Source organism: Wolbachia endosymbiont of Aedes aegypti (assembly GCF_021496215.1).
GTDB classification, from domain to species: Bacteria; Pseudomonadota; Alphaproteobacteria; order Rickettsiales; family Anaplasmataceae; genus Wolbachia; species Wolbachia pipientis.
Window position 1 is genome coordinate 410,629 of record NZ_CP090902.1, and the last position, 16,727, is coordinate 427,355.

General features: G+C 35.3%; 12 protein-coding genes. 4 read left to right on the forward strand and 8 right to left on the reverse strand.

Annotated features, from left to right (window positions below):
* The first annotated feature begins 2 nt into the window (after positions 1–2).
* On the forward strand, positions 3–1,601 hold the full coding sequence (locus L0Z58_RS02130) for a glycosyltransferase family 2 protein (RefSeq protein ID WP_010962586.1): 1,599 nt from the start codon (positions 3–5) through the stop codon (positions 1,599–1,601).
* Positions 1,583–2,611, forward strand: coding sequence for a COX15/CtaA family protein (locus tag L0Z58_RS02135; RefSeq protein ID WP_022626285.1), 1,029 nt, complete (start codon positions 1,583–1,585; stop codon positions 2,609–2,611). The genes L0Z58_RS02130 and L0Z58_RS02135 overlap by 19 nt, the downstream gene beginning before the upstream one ends.
* Here the strand turns inward: L0Z58_RS02135 and L0Z58_RS02140 are convergent.
* Both L0Z58_RS02140 and L0Z58_RS02145 read right to left on the reverse strand, forming a co-directional pair.
* Positions 2,560–4,635, reverse strand: coding sequence for an acetyl-CoA carboxylase biotin carboxylase subunit (locus tag L0Z58_RS02140; protein ID WP_010962588.1), 2,076 nt, complete (start codon positions 4,633–4,635; stop codon positions 2,560–2,562). The genes L0Z58_RS02135 and L0Z58_RS02140 overlap by 52 nt on opposite strands.
* A 72-nt stretch (positions 4,636–4,707) precedes the next feature.
* Positions 4,708–5,463, reverse strand: a complete 756-nt coding sequence (locus L0Z58_RS02145) for an ankyrin repeat domain-containing protein (RefSeq protein ID WP_010962589.1) — start codon at positions 5,461–5,463, stop codon at positions 4,708–4,710.
* A gap of 149 nt (positions 5,464–5,612) precedes the next feature.
* Here L0Z58_RS02145 and gltX point away from each other — a divergent pair, with 149 nt between their 5' ends.
* Both gltX and sdhA read left to right on the forward strand, forming a co-directional pair.
* On the forward strand, positions 5,613–7,034 hold the full coding sequence (gene gltX / locus L0Z58_RS02150; protein WP_010962590.1) for a glutamate--tRNA ligase: 1,422 nt from the start codon (positions 5,613–5,615) through the stop codon (positions 7,032–7,034).
* A 690-nt stretch (positions 7,035–7,724) separates the two neighbouring features.
* Positions 7,725–9,524: a succinate dehydrogenase flavoprotein subunit gene (sdhA, locus tag L0Z58_RS02155; protein ID WP_010962592.1), complete on the forward strand. Its 1,800-nt coding sequence runs from the start codon at positions 7,725–7,727 to the stop codon at positions 9,522–9,524.
* On the opposite strand, the gene L0Z58_RS02160 is transcribed toward sdhA, so the two are convergent.
* From L0Z58_RS02160 to ychF, 6 genes are all read right to left on the reverse strand, one after another.
* Positions 9,496–11,394 (reverse strand): ankyrin repeat domain-containing protein, encoded by a 1,899-nt coding sequence (locus L0Z58_RS02160; protein ID WP_010962593.1) that lies wholly within the window; start codon positions 11,392–11,394, stop codon positions 9,496–9,498. The genes sdhA and L0Z58_RS02160 overlap by 29 nt on opposite strands.
* A gap of 294 nt (positions 11,395–11,688) precedes the next feature.
* The gene (gmk, locus tag L0Z58_RS02165) at positions 11,689–12,294 is read right to left on the reverse strand and encodes a guanylate kinase (protein WP_022626283.1); all 606 of its coding nucleotides are present in this window, start codon (positions 12,292–12,294) and stop codon (positions 11,689–11,691) included.
* On the reverse strand, positions 12,278–14,083 hold the full coding sequence (locus tag L0Z58_RS02170; RefSeq protein WP_010962595.1) for a pentapeptide repeat-containing protein: 1,806 nt from the start codon (positions 14,081–14,083) through the stop codon (positions 12,278–12,280). Before L0Z58_RS02170 ends, gmk begins: the two co-directional genes overlap by 17 nt.
* Entirely contained in the window at positions 14,076–15,269 is a 1,194-nt protein-coding gene (locus L0Z58_RS02175; protein WP_022626282.1) for an ankyrin repeat domain-containing protein, read from the reverse strand. The genes L0Z58_RS02170 and L0Z58_RS02175 overlap by 8 nt, the downstream gene beginning before the upstream one ends.
* Positions 15,270–15,415: 146 nt before the next feature.
* Positions 15,416–15,544, reverse strand: a complete 129-nt coding sequence (locus L0Z58_RS06895; RefSeq protein WP_348994354.1) for a hypothetical protein — start codon at positions 15,542–15,544, stop codon at positions 15,416–15,418.
* Positions 15,537–16,631, reverse strand: coding sequence for a redox-regulated ATPase YchF (gene ychF, locus L0Z58_RS02185; protein ID WP_010962597.1), 1,095 nt, complete (start codon positions 16,629–16,631; stop codon positions 15,537–15,539). The genes L0Z58_RS06895 and ychF overlap by 8 nt, the downstream gene beginning before the upstream one ends.
* Positions 16,632–16,727: the final 96 nt, after the last annotated feature.

The window sequence follows — 16,727 nt, forward strand, 5'->3', positions numbered from 1 at the left end:
TAATGCCTATACTTCAAGCTGATAATGTAGAAAAAATTAAGTTTGATTCTAGTTTGTGCAAAGAGCAAGAGAAACTTTTTTACTATAAATTTAATATAATTCCTTGGCAAAAATTAAATGATACTACTTTTTTTATGGTTGAAGACACAAGCCGAGATATCAACCGTTGGGTCGAAGCTCATTACGGCATTGACTATGTATTAATAAAAGTGGATAGCGAACAGATTTTAAATCTTCTTAACTCGCACTTTGGTATTTCAGAATTTGCAAGCAACTACTTATATTACAAGAATCCTAATTTTTCAGCTAAAAGCATTAAACTAAGCTCAATATTTTTTGCTTCTTTCTTTATTGTAACTTCAATTTTAACACTAACAGAGAAATATACATATTTTGCTTTGATGTTGATATTTATAATCGGATGTTCTAGTTATTTATTCAAGTTTATAGCTACAGTTTTTAGCTTATGTGAAACCTCTAATCAAAAAGTGGATTATAGTAAGCTGAATGAAGAAGATTTTCCTATATATACTATTTTATTGCCTGCTTTTAAAGAAAGTGCAGTGATAGAGCAATTGATCGAAAGCATTGAAAGTTTGGATTATCCAAAATCAAAATTAGATGTGAAGCTTCAGGTAGAAAGTGATGACCAAGAAACGCTAGCAGCTATAGAAAAGTACACTTTACCGCAGTATTTTGAAGTAATAAAAGTGCCTCATTCTTTGCCTAGAACAAAAGCCAAGTCATGCAATTATGCTATGAGCTTTGCTAGAGGAAAGTATGCAGTAATATATGATGCGGACGATAAACCAGACCCATTGCAGTTAAAAAAAGCACTGATTGAATTTAATAAGGACGACGATAAGCTTGCCTGTGTACAGGCGAAATTAAATTACTACAATTGTGATTATAATTTTCTCACAAAATTCTTTTCTCTGGAGTATATGAACTGGTTTCAATACTTATTGCCTGGATTCCAAAAAATGAACATGCCGATACCTTTGGGTGGTAGCAGTAATCATTTTTCAGTAAAAATTCTAAAAGAAGTGTTTTTCTGGGATACTTATAGTGTTACCGAAGATGCTGACCTTGGTTTGAGACTTGCGCAAATGGGATATAAAACCAGGATGATTGACTCAGAAACATTGGAAGAGTCACCAATTGCTGTATTTGCTTGGATTAAGCAAAGAGCGCGCTGGATCAAAGGCTATATGCAAACTTATATTGTTCATTTAAAAAATATAAAGTCACTTTATAAACACACTGGATTTAAGGGAATTTTGCTATTGAATCTTTTTGTTGGCTCTGCAGCTTTTATATTTTTTACTACTCCATTTTTACTGCTTTCATTGATATTAACTAAAGTTTTAAATGAATTATTTTTGTACTACTTTGTAGTGGTATACGTTACTAACCTGATTCTTTTGGTAATAGCTGTCAAACAGCAAAAGATGCCTTTTTATTTTTATATAGTATCGATATTTTTTCCGGTCTATAGTCTGCTACATAGTGTTGCAGCTTTTCTTGCCTTATGGGAATTTATTCTTTACCCTGAGCGATGGAACAAAACTCAGCATGGTTTATGGAAGCAAAACCTGTAGCTATTTGGCTTTTTCTCTGCTCGGTCATGGTAATTCTCATGGTAGGGATTGGTGGATTTACCAGACTTTCAAAAGCAGGATTGTCAATCACGGAGTGGAAACCCATTACTGGAACATTACCACCACTGAGTGAACAAGACTGGCTACAAGAAAAATTAAAATACGAAGCTACACCTGAATATAAAGCACTTAACTATGGTATTAGTATGGAGGAGTTTCGCGCTATATACTTAATAGAATATGTACACAGATTGGTTGCAAGACTAACAGGTTTAGTTTTTGTCCTGCCATTTATATATTTTACATTAAGAAGAAAAATATCTAAAAAGGTAGTAATAAAGCTATTTGTGGCATTATTATTTGGAGCTTTACAAGCTTTTGCTGGTTGGTATATGGTAAAAAGCGGCTTGGTAGCCAAGCCTCATGTTAGCCACTATAGGCTCGCACTTCACTTATTATTAGCATTAATTATCTTTGCATTATTTTCATATCAATTTTTTGATTACCAAATCAGGCCAAAGCAAACTAAACTTAAGATTAGTTGTAACACCAAGTACTACGTAGGAATTATTTTAGTTCTGATCATGATACAAATAATTTTCGGCGCATTTGTTGCAGGATTAAATGCTGGTCTAATTTACAATACCTTTCCACTAATGGACGGACAAATCGTTCCAGAAGATTTATTTTTCTTACAGCCTACATGGCTGAATATCTTTGAGAACAGAGCGACAGTGCAATTTATACATCGAGCACTGGCATTGCTAATACTAACTTTGGTAGTAATACTCACAGTAAAAAATGCTAGCATAAAACCGGTATATATTATGCTGCTCTCCGTCATCATTCAGATCATTTTAGGTGTAATTACTCTATTATTGCACATACCAATAGCCATTGCCATAGCTCATCAAGTGTTTTCATTTATCTTGTTTGGGTCAAGTTTGTACTTCTTATGTTATTTAAGAAAGCAGACTACATCACCAATCTGCACATTTTTTCCTTCTTGAACGGGAATATTTTTTATCACCATTGCTGCTTCAGCACATATGATATTTTCCATTTTCATTGCCTCCACCACAAATAAAGGTTGTCCTATTTCCACCTGATCTCCTACATTTACGTGCAATTTAACTAATAAACCAGATATTGGGGATTTTACAGCATCTGCTGAAATCCCTTCTGTTTCATTATTTAGCATTAACCTACTTAATTCAGCTACATGAGGCTTAAATATACAACACTCAGCTTTCATGCCTGCATGCCTTATGAAGTACTTGCTGCCTTGTCTTTCTATTTTAAGTGCTATATTGGTATCGTCATTAATTGTGATATATAGCAATCTATAACTTGATTTCCACTTGCCTATAACGGAGTATTTATTGTGATTATATACCGTTATTAATATATTATCTTGGTATTTTGCATTTACGGAGTACTCATTGTCATTTATATTCACTATGAATAAATCTCTTGCACGGTCACCTGCCATCCGAGTAGCTGATACTGGTGCCCCTTCTTTTTTACTAGATTCCAGTGTCACGCACTGGAATGACACCTGAGATGTTTCATTCACTGCTTTATGATGGTACCTTTCTTCATTTTCCAAATGAACATATAACGCAGTGAAAATAAATATTTTAATATACTCCTCTGTAACAAAATCGCCGTGAAACCCACTAGGGTAATGATCTGGAATGAATCTCGTATGGAGCTTTGCTGCGATAAAATTTGGGTGATGGAAGATGGATTCTAGAAATTCTATATTATTTGTTACTCCTTCTATATAGCATTCAGACAATGCTTTTTGCATTCTGCTGATCGCTTCTACTCTATCTTTTCCATATGTTATCACTTTGGCAATCATCGAATCATAGAACATGCTAATTTCTGAACCTGCAGCAACTCCATCATCTATTCTTACATAATCATTTTCACCCGGTTTATCGTAATATTTTATTCTTCCGCTGGAAGGGAAAAATTTCTTCGATGGGTCTTCAGCGCAAATTCTACTTTCTATTGCAGAACCAGTAAGTTTAATATCATCCTGATTGAATCTCAATTTCTCTCCACAGGAAGTTCTAATCATTTCTTCTACTATGTCTATTCCAGTTATAAATTCTGTTACTGGATGCTCAACTTGCAATCTCGTATTTACCTCAAGAAAATAGAAGTTTTGGTCTTGATCTACAACAAACTCAACAGTGCCTGCTGAAAAATAGCCAACTTGCTTTGCCAGAGAAACACATTGAACATACATTTTTTGTCTTACTTCTTCACTAATGAATGGACTTGGCGTTTCTTCTATTATTTTCTGATTATTCCTTTGTATCGAGCATTCTCTTTCTCCAAGACAAACTATATTGCCATATTTATCTGCTATGATTTGTATTTCAATATGTCTTGGCAACTCTATATATTTCTCTATAAAGATACTGCCATCCTTAAAACTTTTCTCTGCTTCATTTGTGGCTGATGTAAATGCTAGTTCAATTTCTTTTTTGGAGTTTACAATTCGCATTCCTTTGCCACCACCGCCTGATGCAGCTTTGAGCATAACGGGAAAACCGACCTCTTTAGCAACTTGAGCTGCGTGGGCAGCATTGCTGATCTTACCCATATATCCTGGCACTACATTCACTCCAGCTTTTCTTGCAGCTTCTTTTGCTGTTATTTTGTTGGCTGTAACTTCTATTGTTTCTGCACTGGGACCGATGAAGTCTATATTATGTTTTTGAAGAGCACGTGGAAAATCTGGATTCTCTGCTAAAAAACCATAGCCAGGATGAACTGCCTCAGCACCTGTTTCAACTGCTACTTCACATATTTTTTCAATGTTTAAATAACTGAGGCAAGATGGCGAAGGGCCGATATATCTTGACTCATCTGCTTGTCTTACATGCACAGAATTTACATCTGCATCCGAGTATATGCACACACAAGATATACCCATCTTATGGGCAGTTCTGATAATCCTGCAGGCAATCTCTCCTCTGTTTGCTATTAAAATCTTACTGTACTTCTTTTCTATCATCGTATGAGTATACTTTCTGAAGTTAAGAAAGTAAATTTCTATATCATTGCCTGCAAGTAATTTCTAGCTTCATCAAACACCTAAACTTTCTCCTGCAAGTTGTACATTAGCATTTTCCACTAAAGTGCTTTCGTTATGCAAGGCATGTATCTCGCTACATGCTTTAACTGACAGGTATGTGACTCCGCCAGAAGCTATTGCAACCATCGAGCTTAGTGCAAAAGATTGAGAAACTAAAAATAAAAAGTATAAAGACAAACATAAAGCAGCGATACATGCTATCGCTCCTATTATATATAAGCACAGGTGAAACTTCTGGTTACATATAAAGCTGTCTTTTATGCCTGCGATTTGCTTAATTTCTTTCTGTTGTGCAGCATTTAAGTAATAAAGAGGAGTTTCCCTCTTCTTATTAAAAGCATAGCCTTTACTGCAGAGCGCATCTTTAATATATTTTTTATTACATTTGAGTTCCTCTTTCAATCTGCTTACTTCTTTCCGATCTCCAGCTTCTTCTGCTTTCGTAATTTTGTTATTAGCTTCCTTCTCTAAGTCATTCACAATCTCTTGTACTGCAGGCAGCAAAATTCCACTTCTTGCTGCTTCATGAAATGGATTATCTCCATATTCATTATGCGCAGTTACAGAAGCAATGTTCTTCTTACAAATGTCTACAAATTTACCTTTGTTTTGTATTCTTGCAGCTAAATGCAGGAGATTACCTGCCTGTACTCTTTGTTTTGTTTTATCAAAAGGGCCGGTGTAACGCCAATTGATATTAGCTTCATTATCTGAAAGCAATTTTGCTATATCTACAAGTCCATCCATAACTCACCTTGCTATATTCAACCAATACTAAATTATACAACACAATTTATGAAAAACAAGTAAATTTTATCTCTCAGAACAAATAAATTCTAAATTGTTACAAACATAAATTTTAGCTATCATCATTTACATTACTGTAACAGACAAATATGCCAGGTATAGTCACGAGATTTGCTCCATCACCAACAGGATTTTTGCACATTGGAGGAGCTCGTACTGCGTTATTTAATTGGCTCTATGCAAAGCATCATGGTGGCAGGTTTTTGCTAAGAATTGAGGACACCGACAGAAAACGTTCAACACAAGAAGCAATTGATGCAATTATAGAAGGGCTAAGATGGCTCGGTATGAGCTATGATGGGGAAATAGTATATCAGTCAAAAAGAATAGAGCGGCATAAAGAAGTAGCAAACCTTTTAGTTGAAAAGGGTAGGGCGTATCACTGTTACTGCCCTGAAGATGAAGTTGCAGAAAAGAAGGCAAAAGCAAGAGAAGAGGGCAAGATATACAAGCATAAATGTACTACAAAACCTCCTTCTTGTCATCCAAGTAGCCGACACTGGAAAAATATGTGGTCACGCGCTGGAATGACATCGGGTGTGAGGTCAGTTGTCCGCTTTAAAGTGCCAGATTCGCAAGAGATCGTCATTGATGACAAAATATACGGCCAAATCAAAGTAAATAGCGACCAGCTTGATGATATAGTGATCTTACGCTCTGATAACACTCCAACATATATTTTTGCCGTGGTAGTTGACGATCATGATGCTGGAATAACTGATATAATACGTGGTTCTGACCATCTCACTAATACCTTTAAACATCTGCTAATATACCAGGCTCTTGATTTTGACATTCCACGCTTTGCACATGTGCCGCTTATCCATGGGGAAGATGGGAATAAGCTATCCAAAAGGCATGGTGCCACAAGCGTTTGCGATTATGAAAAGATGGGAATATTGCCAAAAGCGATGCGTAATTACTTGCTGAGACTTGGCTGGAGTCACGGCAACGATGAGATTATTAGCGATGAGCAAGCAATAGAGTGGTTTAATTTAGAAAGTATTGGTCGTTCACCTGCACGGCTCGATTTCAAAAAACTGGAGCATTTGAATAACCACTATATTAGTAACATGAGCAATGAAGATATTCTGACTCTAATGCTTAGAGAAAATACTCTAACTGACAAAAAAAAGGGCTATTTACTGCAGGGACTGACAGAGCTAAAAAAAAGAGCAAACTACCTGACCGAATTATTGGATTTAGCAAAATTTTATATTCAAGATCCGCCACTTGATTTAAGTGAAGAGGCTGAGCAAATTGTCAAATCTAACCTCGATATAATCAAGTTACTTGCGTCATTTCTGTCAAAGATCGGTGATGAAAATTGGAATAAGGGTTTTTTATCTTCTCAGATCAAGGAATGTGCAAAATTGCACGATATGAAAATAAGCGATGTATACCACTCATTACGCGCCCCTATAACTGGAGTAATGGATGCACCTGGAATCATTGATATCATGGTGATTCTTGGTAAAGATGAGTGTATAAGAAGGTTACAAGCAATTTAAATGAAATAAGAAAATTTCTTGACAAGCTTTGCCAGCCCCTTTATCATGACAGTGAAGCTATTGTATTTGCTTTCGCCAATCTGCAGATTAAAAGGTAAGGATTACTTAATGTATCGGCGTCTTATGTTTAATTTTTTGCAGTATATAGATACTGTATGTCTTTACAAAACTTCATCTACATCTAGATTTTTATCTAAATAAGCTGAACGCGCTTACAAAGCGTTACAAGACATCAAAAAATGCCAATACTCGACAAAGATAGTAAAAGACTAGCTAACTCGGGGATTCTTTGTCTTTTTTTCTGCTTGGTAAATTTCTTAAACATTTGCAGCGTAGGTTAGTTGCAATTAAAAGCAGCTTAATCTTGCTTTTCAAGCGTTTAAAACATAAAAAACGCCAATATTTTAAAGCGGATAATAACCACGGGGCTTCTTTTGCCTTTTTTTTCGTTTGGTAAATTTCTTAATGTTTATAGCTAAACGACAATCGTCATCCCGCTGCTTGTTAGCGGGATCTAGAGATACCGCGAATGAATCGCGGTATGACGGTTCGTGGCGGTATGACGTAGGATTGCTGTCATCCCGCTACTTGTTAGCGCCGCGGCGGCATGACGTCTTAACTATAGAAAACTTGTATAGATTTTTTCTACTTCTGTGATATCATAAGCCTGTAATGATAAAATAAGTAAATATGGATAAGTCAGCGTATGAGATCATAGAACATGAGTATGACGTGGTAGTAGTAGGTGCAGGTGGAGCAGGGCTCAGAGCAACGCTTGGGATGGCTGCAACTAATTTTTCAGTTGCCTGCATTTCTAAAATTTTCCCTACACGAAGTCATACAGTTGCAGCACAAGGCGGAATTAGTGCAGCTTTAGGTAATATCGGTGAAGACGATTGGCGCTGGCATGCATATGACACAATAAAAGGTTCAGACTGGCTTGGTGATCAAGATGCAATAGAATATATGTGTAAAAACGCTGCTAAAGCTGTTATTGAACTTGAAAATTTTGGCGTACCTTTTTCTCGTACAGAAGATGGCAAAATATACCAGCGTTCCTTTGGTGGAATGACAACTCACTTTGGTAAAGGAAAATCAGCGCAGCGCACTTGTGCGGCAGCAGATAAGACTGGGCACGCAATCCTTCACACTCTATATCAGCAGTGTCTTAAATTCAACGCTGAATTTTTTGTTGAATACTTTGTGATTGATTTAATTATGGATAGCGAAACATGCTGCGGAGTTCTTGCTTGGTCGCTATGCGACGGCACATTACATAGATTTCGTGCGCATAGAGTGGTGCTAGCAACAGGTGGATATGGACGTGTTTATTTCTCTGCAACAAGTGCGCATACCTGCACAGGTGATGGTAATGGCATGGTAGTAAGGGCTGGATTACCACTTGAAGATATGGAATTTGTACAATTTCATCCAACAGGAATATATGGCTCAGGGTGCTTGATGACAGAAGGATGCCGTGGTGAAGGGGGGTACCTCGTTAATTCTCAGGGCGAGAAGTTTATGGAACGTTACGCACCAAAAGCAAAAGATTTAGCTTCCCGTGATGTGGTAAGTCGCGCAATAACAATTGAAATTAGAGAGGGAAGGGGGGTTGGACCAAAAAAAGATCATATGTATTTAACTATAGCGCATCTTGATCCGGAAGTAATAAAACTCAGATTGCCGGGCATCAGCGAAACCGCAAGAACTTTTGCTGGAGTTGATGTCACTAAAGATCCAATACCGGTCATTCCGACTGTTCACTATAACATGGGTGGCATTCCAACCAATTATTATGGAGAAGTGATCACGCTGAAGCAAGGTAAGGAAGAGGTAGTAGATGGACTATTTGCAATTGGAGAAGCTGCGTGTGTCTCTGTGCACGGTGCAAATCGACTTGGCTCTAACTCGCTTCTTGATCTTGTGGTTTTTGGTAGAGCTGCAGCGCTCAGAGCAAAAGAGAAGCTAAAGTCCGGTACACCACATAAAAAATTGCATTCAGACTGCACAGACTGGATAGTAGATAGATTTAATAAAATGCGATTTGCTTCCGGTGGGCTAAAAGTAGCAAAAATACGCGGTGAAATGCAGAACACTATGCAAAAATACGCATCAGTTTTCCGTGTTGCTGAAGTTTTAGAAGAAGGCAAAAAAGCTATAAAAAAGGTAGCAAAAATGATGCCTGATATTTCACTTGAGGATCGCAGTATGATGTGGAACAGTGATTTAGTTGAAGCGCTGGAGCTTGCTAACATGATCCCACAAGCGGTTATTACCATGGAATGCGCAGCTAATCGCGAGGAAAGCAGAGGTGCACATGCTCGTGAAGACTTTCCTGAACGTGATGACAAAAACTGGATGAAGCACACTATAGCGTGGCTTGAAGAAAAGAAAGGGCAAATTAACGTAAAAATTGATTATAAAAAAGTGGCTGAAAAAACTCTGAGCGGTGAGATTGATTTCATAGCGCCAGAGAAGAGGGTTTATTAGTCAGCCCATCTAGCTTATTCATGAATTGACGTAGTATTGATACATCGCTCATTTTAGTAGCTGGGTTTTCTGTATGCTCTGATTGATCTGATGATCTAGCATTAAGAGCATTTTCTAACTTTAAGTAAATAGGGTAACACATTGCACAAACCGCTATGGTCACCGATAAAGCGGCTGCAGCTATCATGTTTCCTGCTAAAGCACTAAATACTGTTGCAAAAATTAAACCTCCGAGTATCCATTTTACTGGAAGACTTATATTCTTACGAGCATTCTTCTTAGAAAAATGCTCTTCAAGTTCTTCTTGTGTTTCTGGGTCAGGGCTAACACCTGTTATATCTTTGATTCTTTTTGTAGTCTGATAATATTTTTGCTTACGATGCTCTTTAGGTATTGTTATATGGTCACTTTTATTCTCAGCACCATTTTGTAACAATTCTGCACAAAATTCAGCAGTATAATAATGTTTTGTGGGCCTTGATCTAACCCACCTAGAAAAGTCTTTTAACTTACTAGATATCTTCTCTGTTTGTCTAATTAAAGCAACTTGCGCTGGATATTTATCATCTTTATTTTGAGCGTTTATAGCCTTATGCAATTTTTCTGAAGATATTACTCCTTTTTTTTCAAAATCTAATATTAACTTCAAATATTTGATTTTATATTCTCCTTTAAGTAAAGCAATGTGGTGTAAGGCATTATTTTTATTTGCACCTTCAAGGCTAATGTTCGCCCCCTCTTGCAATAGTTCTTTAAAAAGTTCTTTATCATTATTTTTAATTGCTAAATGTAACGGATAATCACTATTACTATTTGGAGTGTTTACAGTATGTGCCACAATTTCTTTAACTTTTGCTTCTGTCTTGATTTTTATTTCCTGCTTTAGCTCAGCCTTTTTAGCTAATTTCTTTAAAAATTTACAATAGTATTCATTTTGCCCCTTAGACAATTTTTTTAAGCTTTCCTCAGGTAATTCTAACTGATCATGGCTGGCTCCATGCTCTAACAATTTTCTAAGAAACTTAAGTGTGTTATCGTTATCTTGGATTGTGTGAGACTCATGTTTTTCTTTTGTTATCTTGTTAATTAGTGCCACCTGAAGAGGGGTCTGATTTTCACTATTAATGAGTTGTGCTAGATCTTTCTTGGTGACCATTTTTATTAGAATACCTAGAAACTTGCGTTTCTGTTTCTTTTCCAACGATACGATAAGGTGTAAAATATTGTTTCCTTTTTCATCTTTTATGCTGCTAATATCCGTACAATCTTTTAGATATTTTTCAAATTTCCTGTTATTTCCATTTTTGATCGCTTTTAGTAATAGAGCATTGCTATTTGTTATTTCGTTGCTTTTCTCTACTTCTTGATCTTCATTTGCTGTATTAGGGTTACTGATTGAATGTTTCTCATAATCATCACCAGCATCGCTACTGTAGTCACTTTCAATTCCACTGTCCCTACGATCATTTTGGTTACAATATTTGCTATTATAAGTAATTTCTGAAATTGCTTGCTTTACTCGCTCTTTTGTTTCATTTGATATTTTTTTCGATCGTTCTATTGCTTTATCTAGCACTGGAAGGAAGCATTGGACATAATACCTATAATATTTTTCTTGTTCTCTAAGTGATTCTTCTAATTTAGTTAATACTTCAGGACTAGCATCTTTTTCAAATAACCTTTTACACTTCTTGAGGGTTCCATCTTGACCTCTTGGTTTTTCACGCTTGTGTTCTTCTTTTTTTACCTTTCTCTCTATAATGCCATACAATTGCTCGTCTTTTCTATCCTGCTCTTGCTTTTTATTTTTATCTATGCATTCACCTAATTTATCTGCATTAGTAGTTAGTGCAGTTATATCTATACCCATACTAAAACCTCAATATTAAAAGCTATTTAAGTTGTCAGCACTAAACTAACAACCAAGAAGTTTGACTTTTAAATTGAGCTAAACGTTGTATATGTGATCAAAATATAGGTGGAAAGGCAGAAAATTAATTTCTGTGAGAAAATTTGCCGTCATAGTTAAACCTCACTTGAACAGTTGCTACTATTTTAACCATTTAATCTTAAAAAATAATAAATATAGCTAAACTGTGAAATGTGCTATTGGCTAAAATAGGATAAGAAACTATAGCTGCAAATATCCAAATTGATGTTTTTATCAGTCTTCCAGACTTGGTTTTTCTTTTAGTTTTTTAAGTCTTTCTTTATTTAGTATGGAGCTTATCTCTTCTACACTTTTATCAATATCATCATTGATTATTACATAATCATATTTATCACGTTTGCTTATCTCTTTTTGAGCTTCGGCTAATCTGCGCTCTATTTCGCTTGCATCATCACTATTACGCTTTTGCAAACGCAACCTAAGCTCTTCCATTGAAGGGGGAAGTATAAAAACACTCACAACTTTTTTTCTCATGAGCTTGAATAAGTGAAATGCTCCTTGCCAGTCTATGCTGAGTAAAACGCTTATTCCACTGCTCAGGTTTTGCTCTATAAAATCTCTTGGTATACCATAAAAATTCTCAAAAACTTTGGCGTATTCAAGCATTTGGCCAGCTTTGCATAACTCGTGAAATTTTTCTTCGGTAACGAAAAAATAGTCTTTTCCATTTATTTCGCCGGGGCGAGGCTTGCGTGTAGTCATAGAAACAGACCTAACTAAATTAGTTGATTGCTCAAGTAATTTTGCTGATATAGTAGTTTTTCCAGCTCCAGAAGGGGAGGATAGAACCAATAATACGCCCTCACTTTTTACGGTCATTTTTCTTTGCATTTTTTAACATGGTGCTTTTTGGATCAGAGTTTAAAAAGCTAGAACCTTCTAAATTAGAATTTGATAAGTTGGTGCCAATGAGAGAAGAGTTATCAAAGACAGTATAGCGCAAATCGGTTTTTTCAAAATTTGCCTTATTCAAATTAACGTTTACAAACTTTGCTCTACTCAATGTTGAATTAGAAAAATCGGCATTTTCTAAATTCATATTCTTAAATTCAAAGTAAGAATAATTTACATTAAATTTTTCACCCTGTGATATTTTCTCTTGCAAATCTCCAATTGAAGTTATAGCATTTTCTAACCCTGCAAGTTTTTTCTGTCCTTGATTGTCAATCAAAATCGAATTATCAAACTTGCAATCTGTTAAATGAACATCAGCAACTGAACTTTTATATATGTTTGAAGAGTGAAAAGACATATCACTAATTGTTGAATTACTCAAATTGCTAAGAAAAAAACTAGTTTTCCTAAAGGCATTAGCGTGAAGCAAAGAAGATCTGAAATCGCTTTCAATAAAATTTGAATTAGTTACTTTTAAATTGGACCAACTCGAATTATCAGCTAATAAATTAAAGAATGTTGAATTTTCTATTTCACTGGAATCAATATTATGGCGAGAAAGTGTACTGTTATAAACTTGAGAGTCTTGGATTTTTATCTTATACATTGAAGTTGTAGAAAGGTCTGAATCTTCTATCTTCACATAGGTGAATAGTGAATGGTCAAAAAATGAGCCATTCATGTTAGAATTTGCAACTTTAGTATTATGAAACTTTCCGTGACGAATGTCAGCATTAGAGACATTAACTTGATGCAGTTCACTAAAACTAAAATCAATATTGGATAAATCAGCATCATGAAGATTTGCTTCAGAAACATATGCATGTTTTATCTTGGAACCATTTAGTATAGATTGAACAAAACTTGAATTATCGTCATTCACATAGGAAATTTGTGTGTTGCTTAAATCAGTTTCGTCGAAGTTACTGTTAATTATGATAGAAGAATTAAGGCAAGCATCGGAAAGATTGCTACCTGTAAAGTCTGATTCTTTTAACTCTGCACCATATATGTTAGCATTTTTTAATGAAGAAAATTGTATCTTTAATTTATATGCATCCACTCCAAAGAAACTTGCATTATCAAGGTTGTTTTTCTGCATAACAGTATCGTTTATTTCACTATCACTAAAATTTACGTGGCTAACATTCGAGTTTGATAAGTTGGAGAAATTCATTTTCACATTCGAGAAATTAGTATGCAAACCAATTACGTTGTGCATACTTACTTTTTTGAGATCGGAACTGATAAAATCAGCATAACTAACATTAGACTGATCAAATACGATATCTGTTAAGTTTGCAGAAACAAATTTTGTAAAACTCAAATTTGTACCTTTTATTTTAATGCCATGTAAATTAGCATTGGAAAAATTAGCACCACGTAAATCAACATCAATGAAAGACACATCGGATAAATCGGTGTTAGAAAAATCGGCACCAATCAGACTTACTCCATCAAAAACAGATTTACTTAGGTACAGTTGGTTAAAATTAGCTCCATTTAAGTTAGAACCAAAACCTTTCTTAAAATCTTCTGGCACGCCCTCTTTGTGGCACTGCACCAAAAATTCAGCAAAGTCTTTTTTACTGTAAGATACGTATTTTGCATCACGCAAAGCGTTTAAAAAATCACTAATCTGATTTTTTTCATCATTTGTTTCATTTCCATAACATAAATGACCAACTAAAATTAATATCAAAAATCTAATCATCTTGCTTATCGCACTGTATTTCTTTCGTTTTCACAGCCCAATCGTACATTGCTGAGCTTTCTTTATTGTCTATTTTTCTATCCTCCAAAAGATGTGGCATCATTTCGGCAATCGCATTTATTATATTGATCTGCTTTTTTTCGATTGCTATATCAATTGGGGATTGAAAATTATTGTTAACTACTCTAAGATCAGCACCTTGTAATAAGAGAAAGCGCACTATGTCTACCTCACCTTGTTTAACTGAATAAATGAGAGGAGTATCACCCAATTTGTTTCTAAACCTTAGTATCTCTTGAATTGTTAATCCAATTTTTTCTAGCTTACTTATTACTCCTCTTAAGCAAGTTAAGTTGTTCTTCTTAATGCAGTAAAAAAATTGCTTACTGTAATCATCAATAAACACAGTTGTAGGAAGATGCTCATTAAGGCTATCATATTGTCGTTTATATATTGACTTGCTTTGTATGTCTTTATGACCCCATTCTTTTATTGGTTCTCTGTTTAGCTTTGTCCATTTTTGTAAACTTTTCTTTTCACTTTGCTCTTCTTCATCTTTTTTAGTTATAGGTTTTACTCTATTGCGGTCCTTGGAATTACTGTTTGTTTCTTTCACTTTTTTTTCTTCAGACTGATTCTCTACTTTTTCTTTTTTTCCCTCTAATAATTGACTCGCATCACTTTTTGAAAGTTCATTATCTTTTATATCAATCTTCTGATCAGCTTGTAGATTTTTTTGCGGGTTAGCTGTATTCTCATTTAAATCAGCACTTAAAGGCAAAGGCTCTGGTTTCAAATCTTTATTCACTTCTTTATTGGCCACATTTGGTAAATTTTGAGCAAATTTGTCTGTGCTTCCTTCTAGCTGGTCATTTGGCAAATCTTTATCAATCCTTTCACCTTCACTTATAGTTTTTTCAACCACGAAAGCTTTGTTCTCGTTGTGTTGCAGTTTCTCTTTATCGGTAGTGCCGTCTAATCTTTTGCTCTCAGCCTCTTGTGTTTGTTTAGCATCGACGTTGCTTTTTAACTCATCTTTTTGATTTGTGCTATCTTGCTTCCTTACACATACATTTTCGTTTTTATGAACTGATTCAATTTTCTTTTCTTCAAGCTGCTCTACGGCAAACAGGATGGGTGATCCGAATACGACAGCTAATAATATAAAATATAAAATATTCTTCATAAATATCCCAAGCATAAGCTTAATTAAAATGATACTATAATCAAATGATTAATCTACAGTAAAAAATGCCTTAGGATTTAATTTATAAAAAAACAATAGATTTTTTGTATCTGTTCAGGGGCATCGCAAATATTGAAGCAAAGTGGTCAGTGCTTACTGTACGAACATTGTGGTTTGAGAGCAATCTCCGCTAGGGAGGATGTCATCCCAGTGCCCAGACACTGGGATCCAGAAAACTTAACTTTAAATAAGTGGCTGCATAATAAACTACACATTAAACCTAAAGTGCATTATATCGCCATCTTGCACGATATAATCTCTGCCTTCAAAGCGAATTTTTCCTGCGTCTTTGCAAGCTGATTCACTTCCATACTTTATGTAGTCTGCAAAGCTTATTGTCTCTGCTTTTATAAAGCCTTTCTCAAAATCAGTGTGGATTACACCTGCTGCTTTATCGGCTGTTGACCCTATTTTTACTGGCCATGCACGTGCTTCTTTGGGGCCCACAGTAAAGAAAGTTATCATACTCAGCACTTCATACATAATACGCGCTACTCCATCAAGGCCTGATTCTTGTAAGCCAAATTCTGATAAAAAACTCTGTTTTTCCTCTTCACTATCAAGATTTGCAATATCTGCTTCGAGTTTTGCTGAAATGCAATAAAATTTGCTTTTATTTTCCTCCGCCATCCTCTCTACCTTTTTAGATAATTCATTGCCAGTTATAACATTTGTATCTTCAACATTGCAAACGTACATAACGGGCTTTGTTGTCAGCAATTGAAGCAACTTCATCTCATCTTCATTGATATTCTCCAAACTTCTTGCAGGTTTACCTAATTTTAAAGTAGCTAATACCTCTTGCATTAATTCAAGTTGTCTCTTTAGCTCTTTATCACCTTGCTTTGCTTTCTTTTCCAATTGAGGAAGCCTTTTTTCTATGCTATCAATATCAGCTAGGATTAATTCCATTTCTACCACTTCAGCATCTGATATTGGATCTATTTTACTGTGTATATGGCTGATATCGTCATCCGTAAAGCACCTGAGCAGATGAACGATGGCATCAACTTCTCTGATATGGCTTAAAAATTTATTGCCAAGCCCTTCGCCTTTGCTCGCACCCTTTACCAGACCTGCAATATCTACAACTTCTAATTGGTTGTAGATTACCTTCTCTGAGCCTGCAATTGCTGCGATTTGTTTCAAACGTTGATCTTTTATCGAAATCTTGCCTATATTTGGCTCGATTGTGCAAAAAGGATAATTTGCAGCTTCGGCTGCACTTGACTCTGTAAGCGCATTAAATAAGGTTGATTTTCCTATGTTTGGTAACCCAACTATACCGCAGTTAAAACTCATATTTGCTATGTAAAATTATAACTATTGCATAATTTAAAAATTTCTGCTATACTTAATTAGTCGCTTATTGACAATTTTGTTGGTATAGTAATATAT

Excerpts from the sequence above, each read along its gene's own strand:
- L0Z58_RS02130 (WP_010962586.1), top strand. The coding sequence starts at position 3 with ATGCCTATACTTCAAGCTGATAATGTAGAAAAAATTAAGTTTGATTCT.
- L0Z58_RS06895 (WP_348994354.1), bottom strand. The coding sequence starts at position 15,544 with ATGTGTAGTTTATTATGCAGCCACTTATTTAAAGTTAAGTTTTCTGGA.
- L0Z58_RS02175 (WP_022626282.1), bottom strand. The coding sequence starts at position 15,269 with ATGAAGAATATTTTATATTTTATATTATTAGCTGTCGTATTCGGATCA.
- L0Z58_RS02140 (WP_010962588.1), bottom strand. The coding sequence starts at position 4,635 with ATGATAGAAAAGAAGTACAGTAAGATTTTAATAGCAAACAGAGGAGAG.
- gmk (WP_022626283.1), bottom strand. The coding sequence starts at position 12,294 with ATGACCGTAAAAAGTGAGGGCGTATTATTGGTTCTATCCTCCCCTTCT.
- gltX (WP_010962590.1), top strand. The coding sequence starts at position 5,613 with ATGCCAGGTATAGTCACGAGATTTGCTCCATCACCAACAGGATTTTTG.
- L0Z58_RS02160 (WP_010962593.1), bottom strand. The coding sequence starts at position 11,394 with ATGGGTATAGATATAACTGCACTAACTACTAATGCAGATAAATTAGGT.
- L0Z58_RS02145 (WP_010962589.1), bottom strand. The coding sequence starts at position 5,463 with ATGGATGGACTTGTAGATATAGCAAAATTGCTTTCAGATAATGAAGCT.
- sdhA (WP_010962592.1), top strand. The coding sequence starts at position 7,725 with ATGGATAAGTCAGCGTATGAGATCATAGAACATGAGTATGACGTGGTA.
- L0Z58_RS02170 (WP_010962595.1), bottom strand. The coding sequence starts at position 14,083 with ATGATTAGATTTTTGATATTAATTTTAGTTGGTCATTTATGTTATGGA.
- L0Z58_RS02135 (WP_022626285.1), top strand. The coding sequence starts at position 1,583 with ATGGAAGCAAAACCTGTAGCTATTTGGCTTTTTCTCTGCTCGGTCATG.
- ychF (WP_010962597.1), bottom strand. The coding sequence starts at position 16,631 with ATGAGTTTTAACTGCGGTATAGTTGGGTTACCAAACATAGGAAAATCA.